Origin of the sequence: Actinoplanes sp. M2I2, from assembly GCF_023544445.1 — a bacterium.
Lineage (GTDB): Bacteria > Actinomycetota > Actinomycetes > Mycobacteriales > Micromonosporaceae > Actinoplanes.
On record NZ_JALPVJ010000019.1, the window covers coordinates 49,263 to 74,725 of the forward strand.

Sequence of the window (25,463 nt, forward strand, 5' to 3'; positions counted from 1 at the left end):
GGCACAGCCCTGTCCGGGTGCGCTGAGCCGTGCCGCGGGGATGCCGCCGCTGAGCGAGAAAGGCCATGTCATGCCCGCGACGTACGGTTTTCTGAGCACGTATCCGCCGACCCAATGCGGTTTGGCCACGTTCAATGCGGCACTGGCGACGCATCTGAACACGAACGGCGGCTCAGGAGTTGTCCGGTTGCTCGCCGGAGACAGCGTCAGCGGCGGAATCGAGTTGGACCGCGCCGCCCCGAGAACCGTGCACACCTGGCACACCGACGAGCCGGGCGGCTGGGTGGCGGCGGCCAACACGCTCAACCGCTTCGACGTGGCGATCCTCCAGCACGAGTACGGCATCTATCCGGGCGACGCCGGCAACGAGGTGCTGCCGCTGCTGCGCGCACTGCAGGTGCCCTCGATCGTCGTGCTGCACACCGTGCTCAGCACCCCCGACCCGCTGCAGCGCCAGGTGCTGGAGCGGATCGCCGCCACGGCCGACGCGGTGGTCACCATGACCGACACGGCCCGGCAACGGCTGACCGGCGGGTACGACGTCGACCCGCGCAAGATCTCGGTGATCCCGCACGGCGCGGGCAGCCGCGGCACCGGCCCGAGCCGCGACCACGACCGGCCGCACCTGCTGACCTGGGGGCTGCTCGGCCCCGGCAAGGGCATCGAGTGGGCCCTGCGCGCGCTGGCGCTGCTCGGCGACCTCGACCCGGGGCCGGCCTACACGGTCGCCGGGCGGACCCATCCGAAGGTGCTGGAGCAGTTCGGGGACGCGTACCGGGACTCCCTGAAAGCCCTCGCGGACGAGCTCGGGGTGACCGACGCGGTGCGCTGGGACGACGCGTACCTCGAAGAGGACGACCTCACCCGGCTGATCCGCTCGGCCGACGTCGTGGTCCTCCCGTACGACTCCACCGAGCAGGTCACGTCGGGCGTGCTGATCGAGGCGGTCGGCGCCGGCATCCCGGTCGTGGCGACCGAGTTCCCGCATGCCGTGGAGCTGCTCGCCGACGGGCCCGGCCTGCTCGTGCCCCACCAGGACCCGGAGGCGATGGCCGCGGCCGTCCGGCACGTGCTGGCCGAGCCCGGCCTACCCGGGCGCCTCACCGGCCTGACCGGCGGCCCGACGCTGCGCTGGCCCGCCGTGGCCGCCCGCTACCAGGCCCTGGCCACCCGGCTGGTCGCCACCCGCTCGCCGCTCGCCGCGTCGGTTCCCGCGTGATCACCGCTTCCGGCGGGCTGCGGCTGGTGCCGCCGCCCATCGAGCCGGCCGACGCCCCGCTGCCCGACTGGAGCCACGTCGCCCGTCTCTCCGACGACACCGGCCTGCTCGAGCACGCCCGCAACGCCATCGTCCGGCGCGAGCACGGCTACTGCGTCGACGACGTGTCCCGCGGGCTCCTGCTGATCAGCCGGGAGCCGCGGCCGACGGCCCCGCTCGTCGGTCTGGCCGAGCGCTACCTGGCCTTCCTGACCCACGCGCAGGGGCCGGACGGCGGCTTCCGCAACCGGTTCTCGTACGAGCGCCGATGGGAGGACGAGCCGTCGGTGGGCGACTGGTGGGGCCGGGCGCTCTGGGGCCTGGGCACGGCCGCGGCCCGCTCGACGGTGCCGTGGATCCGGCGTGAGGCCCTCAACGCGTTCCTCATCGGCTGCCGGCAGCGCTCGCCGTGGTCGCGGGCGATGGCGTTCGCCGGGCTGGGCGCGGCCGAGGTGCTGCGGGCCGACCCGCGGGCCCGGGACGCCGCCGAGCTGCTCGCCGACGCCGCCACGGTGATCGGCCTGCCCGGCACCTCGACGCCGGACTGGGTCTGGCCCGAGCCCGAGCTCACGTACGCCAACCCGGCACTGCCCGAGGTGCTGATCGCGGCCGGTGACCTGCTCGGCGACGAGCCGCTGCTGCGGGCCGGGCTCAAGATGCTCGCCTGGCTCTGCCGCGAGCAGGACCACCACGGGCACCTGTCGGTGGTGCCGGTCGGCGGGTGGCGCCCGGGGGTGCCCAAGCACCGCTTCGACCAGCAGCCCATCGAGGCCGCCGCCACCGCCGACGCGTGCGCCACCGCGGCCGCCGTCACCGGCGACGATCGCTGGGACGACCAGCTGTTCCGGGCGGTCGCCTGGTTCCTGGGCGACAACGACGGTCGCACGGCGATGTACGACCCGCTAACCGGTGGATGTTATGACGGACTGACGGCAACTGGTCCTAATGTGAACCAAGGAGCCGAATCCACCCTCGCGCTCGTCTCCACGCTGCAGCATGCCCGCACGCTGGCGACCCGGAGCGCGACCCGACCCTCAGGCGGCCTGGCGTGACCGCAACGTTGAATACTCAGACCATGACCACAAGGCACGACGTCGTGATGCAGCCCGACGGGCGGCGCGTCGTCATCAAACTGTTCGTGCCCGGCGAGGACTCGCAGACCGTCAAGAACAGGGCGGGCCGGCTGATCGAGCGCATCCTGCAGCTCGACGACGCGGAGATCGCCCGGCTGCTGGACGACGTGCTGACCCGCTTCGGCGGTCGGCACCACGACCTGCTCGGCACGTTCCAGCACCACTACGAGCTCGTGCAGCACCGGGTGCCGCCCGAGATCGAGCTGTCGCCGACCGCGCGGACGCTGATCGGCGCGTACTTCAGCCACGAGTTCGCCGTCGAGGCGGCGGCGCTGTGCAACCCGTCGATGGTCGAACATCCCGACCAGGCCGGCCTCGAGCCGGGCGAGCTGCGCGTGGCGATCAGCCTGCGGCAGATCGGCGAGGGGCACATCTCGTCGATCGGGTTCTGCTCGGCGGTGCTCGGCCCGGGCGACCGGCTGCGCATGGAGGACCGCGACGGCCCGCTCATGGTGGGCCAGCGGGTCGGCGCCACTCACTGGAAGAACCAGCTGGCCGCGGCGCTGATCGACGCCCAGATCGACAACGAGGCGTCGGCCTACGTGGTGTCCACCCTGCCCGAGCGGTTCACCGACGGCGAGTTCGAGGACGTCATCGCCCACATCCCGGGTGAGCTGCTGGCCCGGCCGCAGGCCCAGGAGACGGTCGACCAGATCCGGCACATCGTCTCCGAGGACTACGCGGTCGAGTTCCCCTGCGCGGTGCCGCTGCACCAGCGGGTGATGTGGCCGGCCACCCCGGCCGAGAGCAACGGCATGGAGGACGCCCGGTTCGTGCGGGTCACCGACCCCGACGGGCGGCACGTCTACCAGGCGACCTACACCGCCTACGACGGCCGGCAGATCTCCGGGCGGGTGATCTTCTCGCGCGACCTGCGGCACTTCGAGGTGACCCGGCTGAGCGGGCCGGCCGCCGCCAACAAGGGCGTGGCCCTGTTCCCGCGCTATGTGAACGGCGTGAAGATGGCGCTGTGCCGCTCGGACGGCGAGACGCTGGGCTTGGCCGTCCGCGACGAGCAGCACCGGTGGCAGCCGTCCGTGCCGCTGCTGTCGCCGCACCGCGGCTGGGATCTGATCCAGGTCGGCAACTGTGGCTCGCCGATCGAGACCGAGGCCGGCTGGCTGGTGGTCACCCACGGCGTCGGCCCGATGCGGCGCTACGCGATCGGCGCGATGCTGCTCGACCTCGACGACCCCTCGCGCGTCATCGCCGACCTGCCCGAGGGCCTGATCGACCCCGACGAGGTCGAGCGCGAGGGCTACGTACCCAACGTCGTCTACTCCTGCGGCGGGCTCGTGCACGAGGGACGGTTCTGGCTGCCCTACGGCGCGAGCGACGTGCGGGTCGGCTTCGCCAGCCTGCCGCTCGACGAACTGCTGTCCCGGATGGCGCCCACCGGCTACTGACGAGCGTCGTGGACCAGCAGGGCTATCTGCACCCGGTTGGTCAGCGACAACTTCGTGAAGATCCGGGACACGTACGCCTTGACGGTGGCCGTACTCATCAGGAGCTCGCCGGCGATCTCCTGATTGGTGCGGCCACCGGCGATCAACCGGGCGACCTCGCGCTCGCCGGGGCTGAGCCGGTCGAGGGCCGCGCGGGCCCGCTCGCGGCCGGGGTCGGCGCCCGACACCATGCCGATCATCTTGCGCAGCACCTCGGGCGACATCATCGGCTCACCGCCGGCCACCCGCCGCACGGCGTCGGCGATCTCGCGCGGCGGCGTGTGCTTGAGCAGGAAGCCACCCGCCCCGGCGCGCAGCGCCCGCAGCACGTGCTCGTCGGTGTCGAACGTGGTCAGCACGATCACCTCGGGCGCGTCCTTGCGCCGGCGCAGCGACTCGGTCGCGCTGAGCCCGTCGAGGCCGGGCATGCGGATGTCCATCAGCACGACGTCGGGCCGGTGGGTGTTGACCGCCGAGGCCACCTCGGTGCCGTCGGTGACCGCGCCGACCACCCGCAGGTCGTCGAACGCCTCGAGCATCATGGTCAGCCCGGCCCGCACCAGCGCGTCGTCGTCGACCAGCAGCACCCTGATCGCGTCGGCCGGTTCCGCTACGTGGTCCACGGGAGCCAGGCTCTCAGATGGAACTCGCCGCCGGGTGTCGGGCCGTGTTCGAGGCGCCCGCCGACCAGCGCCACCCGCTCGCGCAGACCGGCCAGCCCGGACCCGGCGCCCGGCAGGAGCGGGCCGTCCGCGGTGAGCCGGTTGCGCACGGCGACGTCGAGGCCCCGCTCGGGGCACCCGCTGATCGCCACCCGGACCGGGGCGCCGGGCGCGTGCTTACGGGCGTTGGTCAGCGCCTCCTGCACGATGCGGTAGGCGTGCCGGCCCACCGGGTCGGGCACACCGGCGCCGCCGTCGAGCTCCAGCCCCACCTCGGCGCCGGCCGACCGGGACTGCTCGACCAGCGCGGGCACGTCGCCCAGGGTCGGCTGCGGACGGTCCTCGGCCGGCGCGCGCAGCATGTGGATCACCGAGCGGAGGTCCTCCAGCGCGTCGTGCGCGGTCTCGCGGATCAGCCCGGCCGCGCCCTGCTCGGCCGCCGAGGCGTCCCGGCGTACCTCCAGGGCCCCCGCGTGAACGGCGAGCAGTGACAACCGGTGGGCCAGCACGTCGTGCATCTCGCGGGCCAGGCGCTCCCGCTCGGCCAGCGCGGCCTGCTCGACCCGCAGCCGCTGCCCCTCCTCGGCCTGGCGGGCCCGCTCGGCCCAGGACGCGACCAGCTGGCGCTGCGAGCGGATCAGCAGCGCGATCGCGACCACGCTGACGTGCAGCAGCACGAGGAAGGTGACGCTCTCGAAGTAGAGGCGGGTGGCGCCCAGCGCGAGGTAGTAGATCGAGGCGACGAGCACCGCGTGCAACGCCACCAGAGCGGGCGCCACCCAGACCCGGCGATGCAATCCGACCGCGAAGAGCGCGACCGGGACGGCGCCCATCGGCATCGCGAACAGGATGCCCAGCGGGATCAGCACGAGGGCGAGGGTGACCGGACGGGTACGCCGGAACAGGATCAGCCCGGTCGCGGCCAGCAATCCGGCGGCCACCTCGACCGGGACCGGAGCGCCGTCGCCCTCCGAGAGCGACGTCACGACGAAGAAGACGCCGAGCGCCGTGGCCACCAGAGCCAGCGAGATCTCGAGGAGCCATCTCCGCATGGCGGTGACGCTACCGGCGGGGCGGCCGGAGCGGCAGTCGACTTTGGTCTACGCCGGGTCGACCCGAGTCGCTATCGGCGGGCCGGCCGCGGCGGAAGACTCGGCGCTGTGCTGGAACAGGAAACGATCGTGCCCACGCCGTGGTGGAGCCGGGTGCTCGTGTGGCTCTGCCTGCCCGCCGCGGGCGCCGCGCTGCTGTGGGGAATCCTGTGGCTGATCGACCGGGTGCCGTTCGGCGGGCCGTTCGAGCTGATCCGCAGGCTGCCCGAGCCCTGGGATCTGGTGGCCGGGCTCGGCATCGGCCTGGTCGTCGGGCTGATCTTCGCGGCGCTGGTCGACGCCGAGTCCCTCACCGTGCGGGTCACGCCGCTCGAGGTGGTGCTGACCCGGCCCGGTCACCGGCGGGCCGTGCCGAAGGGCGAGATCGCCGTGGCCTTCCCCGACCGTGACCAGCTCGTGCTGCTCGGCCGCACCGGGCGGGAACTGGCCCGCGAGCCGTCCCACCTGTCGAAGCAGAGGCTGAGCGCCGCGTTCGGCTCCCGCGGCGTGCCCTGGGCCGACCAGGATCCGTACGGCGACGCGTACCGCCGCTGGGTGCCCGGGCTGCCGGAGGTCCCGCCGGCCGCCGACGCGGTCTTCACCGCCCGGCAGAAGGCGCTGACCGCCGGCGACGACGAGGACGTCCGCGAGCTGCGCGAGGAGCTGGGGCGGCTGGGCTTCGTGGTCCGCGACGACCGCAAGAAGCAGTACTGGCGCCGCGCCGACGGCCTCTAGGCGACGGGCTTTCAGGCGACGGGCTTTCAGGCGACGGGCTTTCAGGCGACGGTTCCGACCACGGCCCAGATGGTCAGGATGGCCAGGAAGTCGCCGCGGGCGCCGGCCTCGTCGACATGGGAGAACCACTTGTCCCGTACGCCGGGGCCGGTCGGCCAGACGTCCTCGGGAACCATCGGATTGACCATCGGAAGCACCACGCCGGCCGACGCCGGGTCGCCGAACACGCAGGTCACCGGGAGGGCCCGGACGTCGCGCAGGCCCTTGCCGACCAGCCGGCGGCGCAGTGTCCGGCCCATGTCGATCTGCTTGGGGGTCAGCCGCCCGTGCATGGCGGCGACCACGGTGCGGGCCATCGCCGGCGGCACACCGTCGAAGGCCAGCGAGCTCCAGTCGGTGTCGACGAGGCAGAGGCGCCCGCCCGGACGGGTCACCCGCACCAGCTCGGAGACGGCCAGGTCGGCGTCGTCGACGTGCTGGAGCACCCGCTCGCACCAGACGCCGTCGACGCTGTCGGCCGGCAGGTCGATCGCCGACACGTCGCCGGTCGTGTAGCGCACGTTGCTGCCGTCGTGCCGCTCGACGGCGGCGGCGATGGTGGCGGCCGAGTAGTCCAGCGCGGTCACCCGGCCGGCCGGCCCCACCTCGGCGGCGATCGAGCGGGCCACCTCACCGGCGCCCGAGCCCGCGTCGAGCACGTGCCAGCCCGGGGCCGGGCGGAACGCGTCCATCGCCGTCCGGCGGACCCGCCGGATCTCGGGATGGCGGCCCATCTCGTCGAGGGCGGCCAGCAGCATCGCGGTCATCTCGCGGGGCTGCCGATCGAGGTCGGCGAACGGGGTGCGTTCCATCTGTACGGGCTTCATGCCAGAAATGTTGACGCATCAGAAGCCCCCGGGTACGGCACCGGTCACTCATCCGACAGGCAACCTCACAGTCCGCTCATCGGGTACGCGGATGGACAACCTCGTCTCGTACGATGACCCCATGAGCGCGGAGGCCGTCGGCATGCACATGCCCGCCATGGTGACGCTCGACGACCTGGCGACGATGAACGCCGCCGATCCGAACGGTCACCGATACGAGACCAGCCCCCAGGGAGTCCTGTCCGTCATGCCGCCCGCGGACTCGGAACACGCTCGGATCGCCAGCCGCCTCTTCGCCTGGTTGATCATGGCAGGCTGGCCGGCCGAGCAGGTGTTGCAGGTCGCGGGCATCCGCATTCCGGGGCCTGGGCGAGACGGCGGCCGGATCCCCGACCTGAGCGTCTGGAGCAAGGTGCCGCCACGCGAGGTCTGGTTGTCGGTGGCCGAGCTCCTTCTCGTGGTGGAGATCGTGTCGCCCGGCTCGGAAGCGATGGACGAGGTCACCAAACGGCACGAGTACGCGTCGGCCGGCATCTCCCAGTACTGGGTCGTCGACCGCGACGCCGCCCAGACAGTGACCTTGTATCAGCTCTCCTCGGAGTCCTACACCGAACGTGCGAAGATGCCCCTGGCCTGGTTGCTGCAGACCAGTCCGAGCGACCATCTCGTCTGACCCACGGCAGGCGTGTCGCCGGAGCATCATCCGGCGGTTGTCCACAGGCTCGGGGCAGCGCGCGAGTTCGGGGCGCCGATGTGGCAGGCTTTCGAGACATGAGTGACGCGGTGCGGTTCGGGCTGGTCGGCTATGGCTCCGGTGGGCGGATCTTCCACGCCCCCCTGATCTCCTCGGCTCCGAACGTGGAGTTTCTCGGCGTCGTCACCACCGACGAGGGGCGCCGCGGGCAGCTCGCCGAGCAGCACCCCGGCGCCGCGGCGTTCGACTCGATCGCCGCCCTGGCCGACGCCGGCGCCGAGGCGGTGTCGATCTCCACGCCCGTCACCACCCACGCCGAGCTCGCGCTCGAGGCGATCGCCCACGGGCTGCACGTGGTCTGCGACAAGCCGTTCACCCTGACCGCCGAGCGGGCCCGCGAGGTCGTCGCCGCCGCCGAGGCCAAGGGCGTGCTGCTCAGCGTCTATCAGAACCGGCGCTACGACTCCGACTTCCGCACCCTGCGCCGGCTGATCGACGACGGCCAGTTCGGCACGGTGCGCCGCTTCGAGTCGCGCTTCGAGCGGTGGGCGCCCGAGCGCAAGCCCGGCGCGGCCGGTGGCGGCACCCTGCTCGACTTCGGGTCCCACCTGGTCGACCAGGCGCTGGTGCTCAACGGTCCGGCCGTCCGGGCCTACGCCGAGGTTCGCGGCAGCGGCGAGCTCGACGACGACTTCTTCCTGGCGCTGCACCACGTCAACGGTGTCGAGTCGCATCTGTGGGGCAGCTGGCGCCAGGGCGCGCCCGGTCCGCGCTTCCGGGTCGGGGGCACCACCGGCACGTTCGTGGTCGAGGACGTCGACGGGCAGGAGGCCGCGCTCAAGGCGGGCCGCTCCCCCGCCGGCCTGGGCGACGAGTGGGGCGTCGAGCCCGAGGCGAGCTGGGGCCGCATCCACCGAGGCGACGAGGGCACGCCGGTACGCAGCGAGCGCGGCCGGTGGGATCTCTACTACCCGGCCTTCGCGGCGGCGGTGCGCGGCGACGGACCGTTGCCGGTCGACCCGGCCGACGTCGTCCGCACCATGACCGTCCTGGATGCGGCCCGCGAGAGCGCCCGCAGCGGCCAGGCGATCAGGCTCTGAGGCTGCTCAGGCTTTGAGGCCGCTCAGGGCGATGCCGAGCACCCGGTCGCGCTGGGCGTCGTCGACGTAGGTGGCCGAGGCCAGGCCCGAGACCATGCGCAGCAGGTCGTCGAAGCCGGCGTCGGCGCGGACCTCGCCGGCGGCCTGTGCGCGCTGGAGCAGCGGCTCGCCGGCCTCGTACATGGTGGCGCGGCAGGCCCGGAACATCTCGGACTCGCGGTTGAGCGCCTCGATGACCGCGCGCTTGGTCGCCACGTACGAGACGAACTGGTCGAGCCAGGTGGTGAGCGCCTCCCACGGCGGCAGGCCGGCGACCTCCTCGGCGACCCGGCCCAGCTGCTCGACCTCCTCGACGTACACGGCCTCGAAGAGATCCTGCCGGGTCGGGAAGTTGCGGTAGAGCGTCCCGATGCCCACGCCGGCGCGGCGGGCGATGTCTTCGAGGGAGGCCCCGGTGCCGTTCTCGGCGAACGCCTCGCGCGCCGCGGCCAGCAGGGCGTCGAAGTTGCGTCGCGCGTCCGCACGTTGCGGACGGCGTACGGCGACCGCCATGGAGACCCTCCTCACAGATCGGCACCTCACCGGAAAATGACTTGCGAACCGGAGGCACCCCTCCACTAATGTGGAGGCATGCCTCGACTTTACCAGCGCTCACCGCGGACGACCTTCGCGGTCCTGGCCGCCGCGGCGGCGGCCTTCTCGCTCATGCAGTCGCTGGTCACGCCGGTCCTCCCGACGATCCAGCAGGACCTGCACACCTCCACCGGCACGGTCACCTGGGTGCTCACCGCCTGGCTGCTCTCCGCCTCGGTCGCCACCCCGCTGATGGGCCGCATCGCCGACATGACCGGCAAGGACCGCGCGCTGCTGGTCGCGCTGGCCGCGATCGCCCTCGGCTGCCTGCTCGCCGCGGTGGCCCCGAACATCACCGTGCTGATCATCGCCCGCGTCATCCAGGGCCTGGGCGGCGCCATCTTCCCCGTCTCGTTCGGCATCCTGCGCGACGAGTTCCCGCCCGCGCGGGTCACCTCGGCGATCGGCGTGCTGGCGGCGGTCATCGCCACCGGCGGCGGCCTCGGCATCGTGCTGGCCGGCCCGATCGTCGGCGCGCTGAACTGGCGCTGGCTGTTCTGGCTGCCGCTGGCCGTCGTCGTGCTCGTCGGGCTGCTGGCCTGGCGCCTGGTGCCCGCCTCCCCCGTCCGTACGCCGGGCCGGGTCAACTGGCTCTCGGCCGCGCTGCTCTCGGGCTGGCTGGTCGCCCTGCTGCTGCCGCTGAGCAAGGCCACGGCCTGGGGCTGGGCCTCGGGCCGGACGATCGGCTTCCTCGCCACCGCCGTCGTGCTGCTGACCGCCTGGCTGTACGCGGAGTACCGCTCGACCGAACCGCTGATCGACATGCGGATGATGCGGCTGCCCGCGGTCTGGACGGCCAACCTGGTCGCCCTGCTCTTCGGCGCCGCGATGTTCGGCGTCTTCGCGTTCCTCCCCCAGCTCATGCAGATCCCGCGCGAGTCCGGCTACGGCTTCGGCGCGACCGTCACCGGGGCCGGCCTGCTGATGCTGCCGATGCTGGTCACGATGGCCCTCTTCGGCTCGCTGAGCGGCCCGCTGACCCGGTGGGCGGGCAGCAAGGCCCAGCTGCTGTGGGGCGCCGGGCTGAGCACCGTCGCCACGTTGTCGCTGGCCCTGCGGCACGGCGAGCGGTGGGAGGTGGCAGTGGCCGGCGGCGTCTTCGGCATCGGTCTCGGCCTGGTCTACTCGTCGCTGGTCAACCTCATCGTCCAGAGCGTCCCCCGTCACCAGACCGGCGCGGCCAGCGGCATGAACACCAACATCCGGACGATCGGCGCCTCCATCGGCACCGCGGTGGTCAGCTCGATCATCACCAGCCACCCCGGCCCGCGCGGCCTGCCGGCCGAGTCCGGCTACACGCAGGCGTTCCTGGTGCTCACCGTCATCGCCGCGGCCGCCTTCCTGGTCGCCATGCTGGTGCCGGCCGCCCGCAAGGCCGCCGCGGAACCGGAGCGCCGCCCCGAGACGCTGCCGGAGCTCTCCCCGGTCGAGGCCTGACCGGCCCGACACGGGCACGGGAGGCTTCGCGTGCGCGGAAAAGACTTTGCCCCGGGCCGCGTGCGAGCAGAGGCGGATCCCGGGGCGTACGAGGCGACATTACATCGGCCGGGCCCTTATACAGCGATGTGGGCCAGCAGGTTGTCGACGACCCGGTCGATGCCGGCCAGCAGGGACAGGTGGCCCTCGTCGGGCAGCAGGTGGACCTCGACGCCGGGGACGTGGGCGGCCAGCCACTGGCCGTGGGTGGGTGGGACCATGCGGTCCTCGTCGCCCTGCCAGACCGCCACCGGTACGCGGATGTCGGACAGCGCGAAGCCCCACGCGGCCAGGAAGGCCAGATCGTCCTCGCGCCAGCCGGCGATGCCGGCGGACACCGCGTAGCGGGTCGACTCGGCCAGGTATTCGGCGAAACCGCCGGTCAGGGCGCGCTTGTCCACCTCGGACAGCAGGTCGCCGAAGGCCTCGACCACGTCGTCGGCGGTCACCCGGGCCAGGTCCCCGGCCATCGACGTGAGCATCGTGTCGAGCGCCTGCACGCCCTCGGCCGCGGCCTGGAACTCGGCGATGTTCTCCTCGCCCATGCCGGCCGGCCAGTCCAGGCCCTTCGCCTCGTAGGGGGCGACCCCGGCGATGGTCGAGGCGCCGACGCAGCGGCCGGGCAGCAGGGCGGCGCAGGCCAGCGCGTGCGGTCCGCCGCCGGACCAGCCGATCGTGACGAAGTGGGCGGCCTCCAGGCCGTCGAGCAGGGCCGCGGTGTCGGCGGCCACGTCGGCCACGCGACGGCCGGGGTGCGGGGTCGAGCCGCCGTAACCGGGACGGCTGGGCAGGACGATCCGCAGGCCGTGCCGCAGGGCGGACTCGAACACGGGCGCGTAGCGGACGGCGCCGGAGGGGGTGCCGTGATGCAGCACCAGCGGGAGGCCGCCGGGCGGGCCCTCCACCAGATATTCGAGCGTGCGGCCGTCAGGCAGGACGATGCGTTCCACGAGGACGAATCTAGGGCAAGCGACCGGGTCGCCGCTCGCCGATCAGGACGAGCCGACCCGAAGGGGCCCGCGCGGACGACGCGGGCCCCTTCTTCACTGCGGGAGCGGATCAGTTCCGGATGATGGTGAAGGTGGAGGTCGGGTTCTCGATGTCGCGGTAGTTGTTGCTCAGCTGCAGGTTGGTGAAGGTCGCCGAGCCCACCGCGGGGCCCTGACCGGTCTCCGGCATCGGGTTGGCCCAGATGGCGTAGCCGGACTTGGCGTCGTACGCGTCACCGCTGCGCTGCGCACCGGTGATCGTGACGTTGGTGAAGACGGTGTCCTTGACGATGTTCTGCGGCTGCCCGCCCACGTAGTTGGTCTGGAACATGATCCCGGAGTAGGTCGGGTCGACGATGTCGACGTTCGAGACCCGGATGCCCTGGAAGACCTTCGACGCGCTGAACACCCAGATCGCCGGGAAGACCTGGTTGCCCCAGAAGTGGCCGCCGGCCCGGACGATCGAGATGTTGTCGAACACCGTCGGCGGGTTGGCGCCGAACCCGTTCATCGGGTAGCCGAAGTCCAGCGAGCTGATCGTGATGCCCGAGTAGACCAGGGTGTCCGCGATGTAGATGTTCTTGAACGTGTTGGCGTAGCCGCCGTAGACCGCGAGGCCGGCCGCCCGCCAGGTCAGGATGCTGGTCAGGTTGGAGTAGACGTTGTTGATCTCGTCCGACCCACCCGCGTCGATCGCCGAGAACAGCGCGAAGCTGTCGTCGCCGGTGGCCCGGGCCTCGTTGTTGTCGACCAGGTTGCCGGTGCTGCCGTTGGTCATGTTCACGCCGTCGGCGAACGTGTTCCGGATCCGGCTGTTCTTGATGACCATGTTGTCGGTGTTGGCGCCCCAGTAGAGGCAGACCACGTGCTCGGTCCAGATGTTGTCGATGGTGATGCCGGCCGTGTTGGCGAAGTCGAACACCTTGCCCGGGCCGTCGATGCGGATGGTGTAGTTGCCGAAGAACGCGAAGTCGGCGAACGTCGAGCCGTTGGCGGTGCTGTCGGCCCGGAATCCGGCGTCCGTCTCGCTCTGCGTGCTGGGGGTGTAGAAGCGCGTGTACCAGGGGCCGGCCCCGACCACGCGGATCGACTTGCCGTACACCTGGAACTTGTTGGACGTCTGGTAGTCACCGGCGGGCAGGTAGACACCGAGCTTCGTGGTGTCCTGGCGGGCGGTGTCGAGCGCGTTCTGCACCGCCTGCTGGTCGAAGCCGTTCGGTACGACGTACCGGGCCGCGTCCGGGTTGGCCTTGGGCGCGACCTGCTCCAGGTTGATGAAGTCGATCGCGATGCTGCCCGGGTTGGCGCCGTCCTTCTGCAGCTTGATCGTGCTGCCGGCCGGGAACGAGCCGTTCAGCAGGATGTTCGCCTCGTCGTAGATGTGCCGCGGTCCGGTGCCCGAGTTCTGCGGCGCGGTCTCGTTGCCGTAGAGCCAGGCGTACTTCGAGGTGAGCGGCAGGGTCTTGTTCAGCGTGCCGTTGACGTAGACGTTGATCGAGCTGCTGGTGCCGTCGGGGATGGAGAACCGCGCGACCACCGTGTTGGTCGCCGCCCGGGTGGTCCACTGCACGTACGCTCCGGTCTGGTTGAGCGTGACGGCCCTGCGCCCGGAGGCCTCGCCGGCCAGGTCGCCGACGGTCCGGTTGGGGCCGACGACCGCCGCGCCACCGCCGGTCTGCCCGTCCTCGGCCTCGTACATGTCGTACGGCATGTTGGCGCCGCGACCCACGAAGAAGGACTTGTCGCTGGTGTTGTTGGTCTGCTTGACCGGCAGCTCGTTGGCGTCGTTGGCGATCACCGTGCGGACCGTGTAGCGACCGTTGGCCGCCGTCCAGGTGCCCAGGTTGATTGCCGGCGAGGACGCGCCCGCGGCTAGCGTCCCGGTCCAGGAACCGGTCAGCGTCCGCACCACCGACGAGCCGTTGAGCACGGTCAGCGTGACGCCGTGGGCTCCGCCGGCCGAGGCCGCCGAGCCCTGGTTCTTCAGGGTGACCGAGAAGGTGACCGTCTGACCCGCCGCCGGGGTGCCGGGCGACCAGCTGACCACCGAGGCGACCAGGTCGGAGCTGCTGACCGGGGTCACGACCAGGTTCGAGGGGCTGGTGTACGAGTTGTTGGCCTCGTTCGACTCGATGATCGTGTTCGACTCGTCCACCTTGGCGACCACCTGGTACGAACCGGCGTTCCGGGCGCCGATGTTCGCCGAGACGGTCGTCTGTGCGCCGGCCGCCAGAGCGCCGACGGTGGCGGTGCCGACCTTCGTCGTACCCAGGTAGAAGTTGACGTTGGAAGCCGCGCTGCCCACGCCGCCCGCGTTGCGGACGGTGGCCGACAGCGTGACCGCGTCGGTCTCGACCGGGGCGGCCGGCGAGACCGAGGTGGAGGTGACCGTCAGGTCCGGGTTGGGCGCCGCCACGCCGTTGACCTGGAGCTCGGCGACCTGGCCGCTCGGCGAGCCGCTGTTCGCGGTGAACGACAGACGCAGGTCGGCGGCGGTGGCGCTGACCGGAACGGTCACCGTGTTGCCCGAGGCCGGGTTGAAGCTGTACGACGCCGCGCCGACGATCGTCGTGAAGGTGCTCGAGCTCTGCTCACGGCCGAGGATCGCGAAGGTCTGCTGGCGCGAGCCCCACGAGCTGTCCGGGTTGAGCTTGACGACGACCGACGACACCGACGCGTTCGAGCCCAGCTTGACCGTCAGCGTCGCCGGGAAGCCGTTGCCCTCCCAGTACGTGGCGGTGTTGTTGTCGTTGGCATTGGCCGCCACGAACGTGTGCACCGTGGACGACGCCTCGATCGGCTTGCCCTGAGCCAGGTTGCTGCCGGGCGCCGTGGTGCCGTTGCGGGTGACCGTGTTGCTCGGCGCCGAGACGTTGCCCGCCGCGTCCTTGGCCCGCACCTGGTACGAGACGGTCGCACCGGCCGGCTGTGTGTCGGTGTAGCTCAGCACGTTGCCGGCCAGGCTGGTGCGGAGCACACCGTTGGCCAGGACGTCGTATCCGGTGACGCCTACGTTGTCGGTCGACGCCGACCAGGTCAGCCGGATCTGGTCGGTGGCCGGCTGGGTGAAGGCCAGGTTTCCGGGCGCGCCCGGGGCCTGCGTGTCGCCGCCACCCGAGACGGGGCCGTAGACCTCGAGCTCGGAGAGCTGACCGGCCGGCCAGCCGGTGTTGCCGGTGAAGCTCAGGCGGACGAAGCGGGCGCTCGCGGCGGTGAAGTCCACGGTGACCGCGTTGCCGCCGGCCGGGTTGAAGGTGTAGCCGGCGCTCGCCTTGAGCGTCGAGAACGACGATCCGGTGGTGCTGCCCTGCACGGTCAGCGTCTGGGTGCGGGTGGCCCAGGCGGTGGCCGGCGGCAGCTTGAGGACGACCTGGTTGACCTGGGTGGCGGTGCCGAGGTCGACCTGCAGCCACTGCGGGAAGGCGTTGTTGCTGCTCTCCCAGTAGGTGCTGGCGTTGCCGTCACCGGCGTTGCCGGCGCCGTAGACGTCGCTGACGCTGCTGGCGCTGAAGGTCTTGCCGGCGGCGAGGTTGGGGCCGGCGGCGTGGGCGGCCGGGGCGTTCACCAGGGTGGCGACGACCCCGGCGGCGACCGCCGCCGCTAGGAACTTTCTTCTCAATCTGGACATGCGGGAGCGCACCTTTCGGAGACACTGCTGGACGGGCAGTGGGGGACGGAGCGGACGGGCTCAGGAGGAATGGACCTCGAACTCGGCGAGCTGGCCGGCCGGCCAGCCGGTGTTGCCGGTGAAGGTCACCCGCACGTAGCGCGCGGTGGACGCGGTGAGGGTGACGGTGGCGGTGTTGCCCGACGCCGGGTCGAACGTGTAACCGGCGCTGCTCCGCAGGGTGCCGAAGGCGGAGCCATCGGTGCTGCCGAGCACCGAGAGCGTCTGGGTGCGGGTCGCCCACGCCGTGGCCGGCGGGAGCTTGAGGACCACCCGGCCGACCGACCGGTTCTGCCCCAGGTCGACGGTGACCGACTGGGGGAAGGCGCTGCTCCGGCTCTCCCAGTAAGTGCCGGCGTTGCCGTCGGTCACGTTGGCCGGGGCGTAGACGTCGGCCTGGCTGGTCGCGGTCACGGGCCGGCCGGCGGCCAGGTTGCCGATGGCCGGCGGGGTCGTCACAGGCGGCGTGGTCGTGGGCGGGTTGGTCGTGGTGCCACCGGCGGCGTACGCCTCCAGTTCGGACAGTTGGGCCGCCGGCCAGCCGGTGTTGGCCGAGAAGGTGAGCCTGAGGTAGCGACGGTTGCCGGAGGGCAGCGTGATGGTCGCGCTCGGGTTGAGGGTGTACGCGGTGGCCGGGGTCAGCGACGTCCAGGACGATCCGTCGCCGGAGCCGGCGACCGCGACGGTCTGGTTGCGGCTCTCCCAGCCGGTGGGCAGCTTGAGCACGAGCCGGCCGACCGCCTGCGAGGAGCCGAGATCGACCGTGTACGTCTGCGGCAGCGCGCCGCTGCTCTCCCAGTAGGTCGACGCGTTGCCGTCGACCGCGTTGGCCCCGGCGTACTGTCCGTTGGTCGAGGACACCGTGACGGGCCGCCCCTGAGCGAGGTTCCCCGTCGTGGGAGGAGTCGTGGTCGGCGGAGTCGTCGGCGGAGTCGTCGGCGGGGTCGTCGGCGGGGTGGTCGGGCCGTTGCCGTACTGCGGCGCCGGCCACGGTCCGCAGTACGAGTTGGCGGTCGACCAGCCCGAGTTGCCACCGCCGTCGGTGATCTGCAGACCCGCGCCGGCGCAGTTGTACACCGTCTGGCTCTGCGCGATGCCGGACGCCCGCACGTTGGTGAACCGGGCCGTGGCCGGGGCCTGCGCCTGCAGCGCGAACGTGCCGGCGCCGGCGATGGTCACGTTGGTCAGGTTCAGCCCGGTGGTCTGGCTGCCGATCCACTGGATCCCGGCGTACGAGCTGTCCAGGATGTCGGTGTCGGTGACGTTGATGGTGGCGCCGGTGATCGGTCCCTGGTCGCCCCAGAACCACAGGGCGCCGATCCCGAAGTTCCAGTTGTAGTCGGAATTGCCGGCCCGGATCAGGGTGTTGCGGGCCAGCGTCCAGGTGCCGGCGACCGCGGTCGGCCCGGTCACGCCCGGATACCGGTTGCCGACGTGGATGCCGCCGCCGTTGGAGACCGACTCGCTGACCACGTTGTCGGTCATCACGATGTCCCGGCCGCCATAGCTGACCAGGTGGTTGGCCAGGATCGGGGCGACGATCGTGTTGCGGGTGAACGAGTTGCCGACGTTGGGCACGTTCTCGGCCCACATGGCCAGCGCGTCGTCACCGGTGTTGCGGACGAACGTGTTGGTGACGGTCGAGTTGGTCACGCCGATGTGGAAGTTCACGCCGTCCGCGGTCTGGTCGAGGATGCGGCTGTTCTTGATGGTGAACCGGTCCATCGGCCCGTCCATCCAGGCCCCGACCTTGGTGTGCTGCATCCAGACGTTGTCGATGGTGGAGTTGGACATGGCTCCGCCGAACGCGTTGACCTGGTCGTTGTCGACCCGCTCACGGATGTCGCCGATCACCGCGAGGTCGCGGACCACGACGTTCTGGCTCGGGCCGCCCTCGTTGGTGTACTTGCCGTAGAGCCCGGCCGCGAGGTTGCGCTGGGTGGGGTGCCGCCCGCCGAGGACGCTGTACCAGGGTCCGGCCCCGGCCAGCGTGACGCGGTCGACGATCACGTGGCTGTAGAGGGTGAAATTGCCCCGCGGGACGTAGACCGTGCGGCCGGCCGCCGCGCCCGCGTTGACCGCGGCCTGGAACTTCGCCGTCGAGTCGGTGGCGCCGGTCGGGTCGGCGCCGTAGTCGGCCACCACGTCGATGGCGCCGGACGGCTTGGCGAGCGGCTCGGGCACGTTCTCGAAGTCGGCCAGGTCGATGGTGAAGGTCGGTGACTGCGCGGTCGAGGAGACCTGCAGCCGGATCTTCGTACCGGCCGGGTAGGTGGCGCCGAACAGCGTCCGGGCCTCGTCGTAGAAGTGGTGCGGCAGCGGGTCGCCGGGGTTGTTCGAGAACGGGTAGTAGCCGTAGTACCAGCTGTATTTCGAGGTGACCGGGACGGTCTTGACGAGCGTGGAGCCGCTGCGCACGTCGATCGTGGCGTCCCGGCCGGTGCCGGCGGCGTTGTCCGGGATGCTGTAGCGGAAGGTCACCGCGTTGGCCGGCTTGGTCAGGGTGAACTCGACGTACTCGCCGGCCGCGTCGAGGGTGACGGCCTCACGGCCGGACGCCTCCGACGAGAGGGTGCCGTAGGTGCGGCTGGTGCCGGTGGAGGTGCCGTTGTGCGCGGCCTTCTCGGCCTCCTGCTCGACGAAGGGGACCGTCGCGCCGCGGCCGGCGATGTCGAAGGGGGAGAGTCCGGCCGCCTGCGCCGGGGTTGCTGTCCAGGTGACGGCGACGGCCGAGGCGGCGACGGTGGCGCCCGTCGCCAAGGCGACGAGCGCGCGCCGGAGTTTGCGGTTGGCCATGGGGATTCCCTTTCCTAGGTGGCCAGCCCCCGGTGGTTCAGGTACGCATGCGCAGCCACACGGCGGTGTCCGGGGGGAGGCGGTCACCGTCGAGAGGGCTGCTGGCGAGCAGGGTCGATTGATGGGCGGGCAGGGCGACGGGGGCGCCCGACATGTTGACGACACAGGCGAAGTCCTGGCCGCGGCAGAAGGCGAGAACCGACGGGGTCAGGTCGAGCCAGGCCATCTCGCCGCGGTGCAGCCCGGGTTCGGCCCGGCGCAGGGCGATGGCCGAGCGGTAGAGCTCGAGCATCGAACTGGGGTCGCCGGTCTGGGCCTGGGCCGTGCGGTCCTTCCACTCGGCCGGCTGGGGAAGCCAGGGAGTGGCGGTGGTGAAGCCGAACGGCGCCTCGTCGCCGGTCCACGGCAGCGGCACCCGGCAACCGTCGCGGCTGTGGCCGCGGCGGCCCCACATCGGGTCCTGATACTCCTCGGGCGGGATGTTCTCGTTCTCCCAGAGACCGAGCTCCTCGCCCTGGTAGATGTAGGTGGCGCCGGGCAGGGACAGCGACAGCAGCGCGGCGGCCCGGGCGCGGCGGGTGCCGAGCTCGAGGTCGACCGGGGTGCCGTCGAGGTTGTTGTCGAAGCTGAAGGTGGTGTCCTCGCGGCCGTACCGGGTGACGTGGCGCGTGACGTCGTGATTGGACAGCACCCAGGTGGCCGGGGCGCCGACCGCGGCGTGCGCGTGCAGGGTGCGGTCGACGCAATCGCGCATCAAACGGGGATCCCAGGCACAGCCGAGGAAGTCGAAGTTGAAGGCCGCGTGCAGCTCGTCCGGGCGCAGGTAGTTGGCGAACCGCTCGACCTCGGGCATCCACACCTCGCCGATCAGCGCGCGGTCCCCGCCGTACGAGTCGGCGATGCGCCGCCACGAGCGGTACACGTCGTGCACGCCGTCGAGGTCGTGGAACGGGTGCGGGCTGTCCTCGAGGACCTCGGGCAGCTCCGGGTCCTTGAGCAGCAGCGCGGCCGAGTCGATCCGGATGCCGTCGACGCCCCGGTCGAACCAGAACCGCAGGATGCTCTCGAACTCGGCCCGCACATCCGGGTGGTCCCAGTTCAGGTCGGGCTGCTCGGGCGTGAACAGGTGCAGATACCAGGAGCCGTCCGGCGTACGGGTCCAGGTGGTGCCGCCGAACTCCCCTCGCCAGTCCGTCGGCATCCGCTCGCCGTCGTCGCCCCGGCCCGGCCGGAACCAGAAGTAGTCGCGCTCCTTGGCCTCCGGGTCGGCCAGCGCGGCCTTGAACCACGGGTGCTCGCTGGAGATGTGGTTGGGCACGATGTCGACGATCATGCGGATGCCGGCCGCGTGCGCCTCCTCGATCAGCGCCTCCGCCTCGGCCAGCGAGCCGAACACCGGGTCGATGTCCCGGAAATCGGCGACGTCGTAGCCGGCGTCGGCCATCGGCGACGGATACCACGGGCTCATCCAGATGGCGTCGACGCCGAGCGCGCTCAGGTGGGCCAGCCGGGCCCGGATGCCCGGGATGTCGCCGACGCCGTCGCCGTCCGAGTCGGCGTAGCTGCGCGGATAGACCTGATAGATCACCGCGTCGCGCCACCACTGGGAGTCGGAGGAAGACACTTTTACCCGCTTTCTGTGCACGCTGGGTCCGACGGTCGACGATGACCGCCCATTTCGTACGTCTGGCCTGTGCTGCCGGGGATCAGCCCTTGAGGCTGCCCGTGGTCAGACCGGACATGATGTTTCGCTGGAAGAGCAGGAAGATGATCACCGTGGGGATGGCGGCGATGACCGAGGCGGCGATGACCACGTTCTGGGGCGTGCCCCCGCTGAAGGCGTAGATGCCGACACTGAGCGTCCGGGTCTCGGGCGACGGCATCACCAGCTTGGGCCAGAGGAAGTCCTTCCAGACCGCCGTGACCGCGAAGATCGCCACCACCCCGAGGATCGGCCGCGACATCGGCAGGATGATCGACCACAGCGTGCGCAGCGGCGACGCGCCGTCCACCTGCGCGGCCGCGATCAGGTCCTCCGGGATCGAGTCGAAGAACCGCTTGAGCAGGAAGATGTTGAACGCGTTGGCGATCAGCGGAAGCCAGATCGCCCACGGGGAGTCCAGCAGGTTGACGTGGATGATCGGCAGGTCGATCGCCGTGACGTACTGCGGGACGATCAGCACCATCGCCGGGATCATCAGCGTCGCCAGCATCAGCCCGAGGATGACGTTGCCGAACACCGGCCGCAGCTTGGACAGGGCGTAGGCCGCGGCGGTATCGAAGACGAGCTGGAAGAAGACCGCGCCGGCCGCGTAGTAGAACGTGTTGAACATCAGCTTGGCCAGGTCCAGGTTGTTCCACGCGTCGGTGTAGTTCTGCAGCTGCGGGTTCTGCGGCCACAGCGTGGGCGGCGTCTGCGCGATCTCCTGGCCCGACTTGAGCGCGCCCGTGACCATCCAGTAGAGCGGCCCGAGGAAGACCAGGGTGAAGCCGGCGACGACGACGGCCAGCAGCGTCCAGTAGAGGTACTTGCCGCGCCCGCGCCGGAGCTGCGCCTGCGAGATGAGGGTCCGGGAGCCGGAGTCAGCCATGGTGTCAGTCCTGTTTCGTCGTCAGTCGCACGTAGACGGCGGAGAAGGCGGCCAGCACCAGCAACATGATCACTCCGAGCGCGGCGGCGCCGTTGAGGTCGTTCTGGAAGAAGCCGTGCTGGTAGATGAGGTAGGCCACCGAGGTCGCGGAGTCCTGCGTGCCGGCGCCGTTGGCCAGGATCAGCGGCTCGATGAACAGCTGCATGGTCGCGACGATCTGCAGCATGGCCAGCAGCGCGAGGATCAGCCGGGTCTGCGGGATCGTGACGTTCCAGATGCGCCGCCAGACGCCGGCGCCGTCGAGCTCGGCCGCCTCGTACAGCTCGCCCGGGATGTTCTGCAGGGAGGCCAGGTAGATGAGCACGGCGCTGCCCATGTTCATCCAGGTCGAGGCGATCACCATCGCGGGGATCGTCATGGTCGGTGACTGCATCCACTCCGAGGTCGGCAGGTGCAGCCCCTTGAGGATCGCGTTGAACAGCCCGGCCTCGCTGGGGTCGTACGCGTAGTACTTGAAGAGGAACAGCGCCGAGGCCGGCGGCAGCATCACCGGCAGGTAGACCAGGACGCGCAGGTAGCCCTTGGCGTGCCGGAACTCGTTGAGCAGGATCGCCACGAAGAACGGCAGCACGTAGCCGAGCGCGAGGGCCAGGATCGTGAAGATGAAGGTGTTCTTCCAGGCGATCCAGAAGCTGGGATCGGCGACGATCCGGGTGTAGTTGTCCCAGCCCACCCAGGTGGTCTCGCCGCGCCGGGTGCGCTGGAAGCTCATCACGACGCCGCGGATCATCGGGTACCACATGAAGAGGGCGAAGCAGACGACCGCCCCGATCAGGAACGCGTGCCCGGTGAGGTTGTCGCGCAGCTTGCGGGCGAAGCCACCGCGGGCTCGTGCGGTCGAGGGGTCCGGCGGGGTCGGGGTGGTGACGCCTGGGGCGGTCATGATCGCCAAGGGAAAGCTCCAGGGGTGCGGGTGCGGGAGCCGGCCATCCGGCTCCCGCACTCAGTGGTCAGCTGCCGGCGGCCTGCAGCTGGTTCGTCTTCGTCTCGGCCGTCTTGAGCAGCGAGTCGATGTTCGCGTTGGGGTTGGTCAGCACCCCGGACATCGCGGAGTCGAGGACCGCGTAGATCGCCTGGGCGTTGCGGGGCTCCCCCACGATCGGCACCGGGTTCTCCTCGAAGGCCTTGAAGTTGGCCGTGTCGACGTTCGCGTTGGCCTTGCGCAGCTCGAGCTCCTGCTTCTGGGCCTCGCTGCCGTTGGTGAACAGCAGCGGCTGGGGCAGGCCGACCGGGTAGTTCTGCGGCTTGGCCCGCACGTAGTCGAGCTGGCCCTTGCCCGGTGTGAGCTTCTGGTAGGCGATCCACTTGAGACCGGCCTTGACCTGCTCGGGAGTGAGGTCCTTCTTGAAGAAGTACCCCTCGCCGCCGCCCAGCGTGCCCTTGGCCGGACCGTCCTGCCCGGGCATCGGGCCCATCGCCCAGTCCTCGTACTTGCCCTGGAACTGGCTGACGATCGCCTGGGTCGCGTCGGGCGCGCCGATGAACATGCCCACCTTGCCGGCGCCGGCATTGGTTAGCAGGTCACCCCACTGCAGGAGCTGGCGGGTGCCCATGCTGTTGTCGCCGTACCGCATGTCCTTGAGGTTCTGCAGGACCTGCTTGCCCTGAGCGCTGTTGAACTCGGCCTTCTTGCCGTCGTCGCTGAGGACCTTGCCGCCCTGCGAGTACGTCATCGCGGTGAAGTGCCAGCCGCCGGTGTTGCCGGCGCTGTACTCCGAGTAGCCCGCGACGCCGCCGCCGAGCCCGGCGATCTTCTTGGCCGCGGCGCGCACCTCGGCCCACGTCTTGGGCGGGGTCTCCGGGTCGAGGCCGGCCTTCTTGAACAGCGCCTTGTTGTAGACCAGGCCCATCGAGTAGTTCTTCACCGGTACGGCGTAGAGCTTGCCGTCCTCGGTGAAGACGTTCTTGAGCGCGGGGTCGACGCTGTCCCAGGTCGGGACGGTGTCCTTGGTGGCGTACTGGGTGATGTCCATGGCCTGACCCGAGTCGAGCACCTGCTGCAGGTCGGTCATGTAGCCGTAGAAGACGTCGGTCATCGTGCCACCGGCCAGGCGGGCGGTGAAGTCCGGCGGGTTGTTGCACTGCTCGCCGACGCTGACGCTCTTGATCGTGATGTCGGGGTTCTGCTTCTGGAACTCCGCGACGTCCGCGTTCCAGTTCGCCAGCAGCTCCTTCTGCGCGCCGACGGGCTGGCAGTCGACGGTGATGGTGACCTTGCCGCCGGCCTCGGTGCCGCCGTCGTCGTCGCTCTTGGTGGAGCACGCCGTGAGGCTGAGCCCCAGGCCGGCCACGAGCGCCAGCGCCGCGGCCCTCCTGTATCGCTGGTGCTGCGGTACGGACATCTGTCCATCCCTTCGGGAACGGGTGTATCCACGGGTATCGCTGATATGCGTGATCTTTGTGACCTGGGTCTCGCATGTTTCGTGGAGGTGACGATACAAAGTCCAACGGGTCGCCGCAAGAAGCCGACTAGAGAAAGAAAAAACTCGACTGCCGCGCATGAGGGCGCAGACGACGAAGGGCGGGCCATCGGCCCGCCCTGGAAGAAAAGAAACGTGCTGGTCAGCCGCGCCTTCGCGCGGGCGCGGTCGAACCGCGCACCACCAGCTCCGGTTCGAAGAGAAGCTCGTCCGGCTCGACGCCGCTGCCCTCGATCTGGTTGACGAGCAGATCGACGGCCGACTGGCCCATCATCTCGATCGGCTGCCGCACGGTCGTCAGCGGCGGGTCGGTGCAGGTCATCAGCGCCGAGTCGTCGAACCCGACCACCGAGATGTCACCGGGCACGTCGAGGCCGAGCCGGCGTGCGGCCCGGATCGACCCGAGCGCCAGCACGTCGGAGGCGCAGATCATGCCGGTCACGCCCCGCTCGATCAGCTTGGCCGCGGCCAGCCGGGCGCTCTCCATCGAGAAGCTCGTCCGCTCGACCTGGACGTCCTTGCCGTCCAGGGCGGCCAGCTTGCGCCGCGACGGCACGTGGTCGGCCGGGCCCATGACCATGCCGATGCGCTCGTGACCCAGCGATCGCAGGTGCCCGTACGCCTGCTCGACCGCCACCGCGTCGTCGGTCGAGATGTGCGGGAAGCCCAGGTCGGCGACGCCCGCGTTGACCATGACGACCGGCATGCGGCGGTCGGTCAGCGCGCGGTAGTGCCCGTGCTCGGCGTCGGCCAGCGCGTAGGAGCCGCCGGCGAAGACCACCCCGGAGACCTGGTGATCGAGCAGCATCTCGATGTAGTCGCGCTCGGGCACGCCGCCGATCGTGCGGGCGGCCAGCAGCGGGGTGAAGCCGCGCTGGGCCAGGGAGGCGGTCACCACCTCGGCCAGCGCCGGAAAGATCGGATTTTGCAGCTCGGGCAGGACGAGGCCGACCAGACGGCCGCGCTCGCCGCGAAGCTTGGTGGGGCGCTCGTAGCCCAGCACGTCGAGCGCGGTCAGCACCGACGCGCGGGTCGCCTCGCTCACGCCGTTGCGACCGTTGAGCACCCGGCTGACGGTCGCCTCGCTGACGCCCGCCTTCTTGGCCACCTCGGCCAGACGTTTGGTCACGCGGCAACCTTACGTCAGATCAACGCAATTTTCGAACCGGAACTTGCAGCCGACGGAATCCGCCGTGGCGGGCGCTGCAAGTCCCGTCAGCGCCGGCGCCGGCGTGTTGATCCAGTGTTGCCGGAATGTCGCGCGCCGTGTCGGCCGACCCGAACTGAAGCGATTAAGTCGTCGCAGAGCGCGATGAAGCTGCGGACATCGACTTACGCCACGGTTCCATAACGCCCGGTGCCGTCCGAACGTGTCGTGCCGCTCGCCCGGCGCTGACAAAATGGCTCCATGGCGCAGAAAACCAAACTTTGTCCCTGCGGGCGCGGGCTGCCGTACGCCGAGTGCTGCGAGCCGGCCCACCGGGGCGAGCCGCCGGCCACCGCCGAGGCGCTGATGCGGTCGCGCTACACCGCCTTCGCGCTCGACGACGACGCGTACGTGCTGAAGTCCTGGCACCCGAAGACCCGGCCCGCCCGCATCGAGCCCGACTCGCGCCTGCGCTGGGTGGGCCTCGAGATCGTCGAGACCAGCGGCGGCGGCCTGTTCGACACCGAGGGGGTCGTCGAGTTCCGGGCCCACTACAAGGATCACGGCAAGGCCGGCGACCTGATCGAGCGCAGCCGTTTCGTCCGGCATGACGGTCAGTGGGCGTACTGGGGTCCGATCCTTACCGAAGGCTCGTTGGCCAACATCTGAGCTGGTGTGATTCCCTTCAGGTGAAGAACCG

At 70.8% G+C, this 25,463-nt stretch carries 20 protein-coding genes; 8 read left to right on the plus strand and 12 right to left on the minus strand.

Going from position 1 to position 25,463, the window contains the following annotated elements; translation table 11 throughout:
- Window positions 1-70: 70 nt before the first annotated feature.
- From HJC40_RS33420 to HJC40_RS33430, 3 genes are read left to right on the plus strand one after another with little or no spacing between them, the layout of a single operon-like run.
- A complete protein-coding gene (locus tag HJC40_RS33420) occupies window positions 71-1,219 on the plus strand; it encodes a glycosyltransferase (protein ID WP_250007364.1) in 1,149 nt (382 codons plus the stop codon).
- Window positions 1,219-2,310, plus strand: coding sequence for a glycosyltransferase (locus tag HJC40_RS33425; protein WP_374273384.1), 1,092 nt, complete (start codon window positions 1,219-1,221; stop codon window positions 2,308-2,310). Before HJC40_RS33420 ends, HJC40_RS33425 begins: the two co-directional genes overlap by 1 nt.
- A gap of 23 nt (window positions 2,311-2,333) precedes the next feature.
- On the plus strand, window positions 2,334-3,797 hold the full coding sequence (locus tag HJC40_RS33430; protein WP_250007368.1) for a glycoside hydrolase family 130 protein: 1,464 nt from the start codon (window positions 2,334-2,336) through the stop codon (window positions 3,795-3,797).
- Here the strand turns inward: HJC40_RS33430 and HJC40_RS33435 are convergent.
- A complete protein-coding gene (locus HJC40_RS33435) occupies window positions 3,791-4,459 on the minus strand; it encodes a response regulator transcription factor (RefSeq protein WP_308200974.1) in 669 nt (222 codons plus the stop codon). The genes HJC40_RS33430 and HJC40_RS33435 overlap by 7 nt on opposite strands.
- Window positions 4,447-5,550, minus strand: coding sequence for a sensor histidine kinase (locus HJC40_RS33440; RefSeq protein WP_250007369.1), 1,104 nt, complete (start codon window positions 5,548-5,550; stop codon window positions 4,447-4,449). Before HJC40_RS33440 ends, HJC40_RS33435 begins: the two co-directional genes overlap by 13 nt.
- A gap of 108 nt (window positions 5,551-5,658) precedes the next feature.
- On the opposite strand from HJC40_RS33440, the gene HJC40_RS33445 reads away from it, so the two are divergent.
- The gene (locus tag HJC40_RS33445) at window positions 5,659-6,324 is read left to right on the plus strand and encodes a hypothetical protein (protein ID WP_250007370.1); all 666 of its coding nucleotides are present in this window, start codon (window positions 5,659-5,661) and stop codon (window positions 6,322-6,324) included.
- A gap of 41 nt (window positions 6,325-6,365) precedes the next feature.
- Here HJC40_RS33445 and HJC40_RS33450 read toward each other — a convergent pair whose 3' ends face one another.
- Window positions 6,366-7,190 carry a methyltransferase domain-containing protein gene (locus HJC40_RS33450; RefSeq protein WP_250007371.1) on the minus strand — a complete coding sequence of 275 codons (825 nt, stop codon included), beginning with the start codon at window positions 7,188-7,190 and terminating at the stop codon, window positions 6,366-6,368.
- Window positions 7,191-7,311: 121 nt separating this feature from the next.
- Between HJC40_RS33450 and HJC40_RS33455 the strand changes: the two genes are divergently transcribed.
- Together HJC40_RS33455 and HJC40_RS33460 are read left to right on the plus strand one after the other, a co-directional pair.
- Window positions 7,312-7,863, plus strand: coding sequence for a Uma2 family endonuclease (locus HJC40_RS33455; protein ID WP_250007373.1), 552 nt, complete (start codon window positions 7,312-7,314; stop codon window positions 7,861-7,863).
- Window positions 7,864-7,961: 98 nt separating this feature from the next.
- Window positions 7,962-8,984, plus strand: a complete 1,023-nt coding sequence (locus HJC40_RS33460) for a Gfo/Idh/MocA family oxidoreductase (protein ID WP_250007374.1) — start codon at window positions 7,962-7,964, stop codon at window positions 8,982-8,984.
- A gap of 6 nt (window positions 8,985-8,990) precedes the next feature.
- On the opposite strand, the gene HJC40_RS33465 is transcribed toward HJC40_RS33460, so the two are convergent.
- Window positions 8,991-9,551, minus strand: a complete 561-nt coding sequence (locus HJC40_RS33465; RefSeq protein WP_308200977.1) for a helix-turn-helix domain-containing protein — start codon at window positions 9,549-9,551, stop codon at window positions 8,991-8,993.
- Window positions 9,552-9,614: 63 nt separating this feature from the next.
- Here HJC40_RS33465 and HJC40_RS33470 point away from each other — a divergent pair, with 63 nt between their 5' ends.
- Window positions 9,615-11,054 (plus strand): MFS transporter, encoded by a 1,440-nt coding sequence (locus tag HJC40_RS33470; protein WP_250007375.1) that lies wholly within the window; start codon window positions 9,615-9,617, stop codon window positions 11,052-11,054.
- A 116-nt stretch (window positions 11,055-11,170) separates the two neighbouring features.
- Here the strand turns inward: HJC40_RS33470 and HJC40_RS33475 are convergent, their stop codons facing one another.
- From HJC40_RS33475 to HJC40_RS33510, 8 genes are all read right to left on the minus strand, one after another.
- A complete protein-coding gene (locus tag HJC40_RS33475; RefSeq protein ID WP_250007377.1) occupies window positions 11,171-12,043 on the minus strand; it encodes an alpha/beta fold hydrolase in 873 nt (290 codons plus the stop codon).
- A gap of 109 nt (window positions 12,044-12,152) precedes the next feature.
- Window positions 12,153-15,710 (minus strand): discoidin domain-containing protein, encoded by a 3,558-nt coding sequence (locus HJC40_RS33480; RefSeq protein ID WP_250007378.1) that lies wholly within the window; start codon window positions 15,708-15,710, stop codon window positions 12,153-12,155.
- 60 nt (window positions 15,711-15,770) lie between these two features.
- Window positions 15,771-18,545: a discoidin domain-containing protein gene (locus tag HJC40_RS33485; protein ID WP_250007379.1), complete on the minus strand. Its 2,775-nt coding sequence runs from the start codon at window positions 18,543-18,545 to the stop codon at window positions 15,771-15,773.
- A 37-nt stretch (window positions 18,546-18,582) separates the two neighbouring features.
- A complete protein-coding gene (locus tag HJC40_RS33490; RefSeq protein WP_250007380.1) occupies window positions 18,583-20,169 on the minus strand; it encodes a glycoside hydrolase family 13 protein in 1,587 nt (528 codons plus the stop codon).
- Window positions 20,170-20,251: 82 nt separating this feature from the next.
- The gene (locus HJC40_RS33495) at window positions 20,252-21,136 is read right to left on the minus strand and encodes a carbohydrate ABC transporter permease (RefSeq protein WP_250007382.1); all 885 of its coding nucleotides are present in this window, start codon (window positions 21,134-21,136) and stop codon (window positions 20,252-20,254) included.
- 4 nt (window positions 21,137-21,140) lie between these two features.
- Window positions 21,141-22,088, minus strand: a complete 948-nt coding sequence (locus HJC40_RS33500; RefSeq protein ID WP_250007383.1) for a carbohydrate ABC transporter permease — start codon at window positions 22,086-22,088, stop codon at window positions 21,141-21,143.
- Between the two features lie 58 nt (window positions 22,089-22,146).
- On the minus strand, window positions 22,147-23,538 hold the full coding sequence (locus HJC40_RS33505) for an ABC transporter substrate-binding protein (RefSeq protein WP_250007384.1): 1,392 nt from the start codon (window positions 23,536-23,538) through the stop codon (window positions 22,147-22,149).
- 220 nt (window positions 23,539-23,758) lie between these two features.
- Window positions 23,759-24,745 (minus strand): LacI family DNA-binding transcriptional regulator, encoded by a 987-nt coding sequence (locus HJC40_RS33510; RefSeq protein ID WP_250007385.1) that lies wholly within the window; start codon window positions 24,743-24,745, stop codon window positions 23,759-23,761.
- A gap of 279 nt (window positions 24,746-25,024) precedes the next feature.
- On the opposite strand from HJC40_RS33510, the gene HJC40_RS33515 reads away from it, so the two are divergent.
- Window positions 25,025-25,432, plus strand: coding sequence for a YchJ family protein (locus tag HJC40_RS33515; RefSeq protein WP_250007387.1), 408 nt, complete (start codon window positions 25,025-25,027; stop codon window positions 25,430-25,432).
- Window positions 25,433-25,463 lie beyond the last annotated feature (31 nt).

Bases quoted from the DNA above. Each gene is read 5' to 3' on its own strand.
- HJC40_RS33440 (WP_250007369.1), bottom strand. From the start codon at position 5,550: ATGCGGAGATGGCTCCTCGAGATCTCGCTGGCTCTGGTGGCCACGGCG.
- HJC40_RS33450 (WP_250007371.1), bottom strand. From the start codon at position 7,190: ATGAAGCCCGTACAGATGGAACGCACCCCGTTCGCCGACCTCGATCGG.
- HJC40_RS33470 (WP_250007375.1), top strand. From the start codon at position 9,615: ATGCCTCGACTTTACCAGCGCTCACCGCGGACGACCTTCGCGGTCCTG.
- HJC40_RS33505 (WP_250007384.1), bottom strand. From the start codon at position 23,538: ATGTCCGTACCGCAGCACCAGCGATACAGGAGGGCCGCGGCGCTGGCG.
- HJC40_RS33480 (WP_250007378.1), bottom strand. From the start codon at position 15,710: ATGTCCAGATTGAGAAGAAAGTTCCTAGCGGCGGCGGTCGCCGCCGGG.
- HJC40_RS33495 (WP_250007382.1), bottom strand. From the start codon at position 21,136: ATGGCTGACTCCGGCTCCCGGACCCTCATCTCGCAGGCGCAGCTCCGG.
- HJC40_RS33485 (WP_250007379.1), bottom strand. From the start codon at position 18,545: ATGGCCAACCGCAAACTCCGGCGCGCGCTCGTCGCCTTGGCGACGGGC.
- HJC40_RS33460 (WP_250007374.1), top strand. From the start codon at position 7,962: ATGAGTGACGCGGTGCGGTTCGGGCTGGTCGGCTATGGCTCCGGTGGG.
- HJC40_RS33420 (WP_250007364.1), top strand. From the start codon at position 71: ATGCCCGCGACGTACGGTTTTCTGAGCACGTATCCGCCGACCCAATGC.
- HJC40_RS33515 (WP_250007387.1), top strand. From the start codon at position 25,025: ATGGCGCAGAAAACCAAACTTTGTCCCTGCGGGCGCGGGCTGCCGTAC.
- HJC40_RS33430 (WP_250007368.1), top strand. From the start codon at position 2,334: ATGACCACAAGGCACGACGTCGTGATGCAGCCCGACGGGCGGCGCGTC.
- HJC40_RS33455 (WP_250007373.1), top strand. From the start codon at position 7,312: ATGAGCGCGGAGGCCGTCGGCATGCACATGCCCGCCATGGTGACGCTC.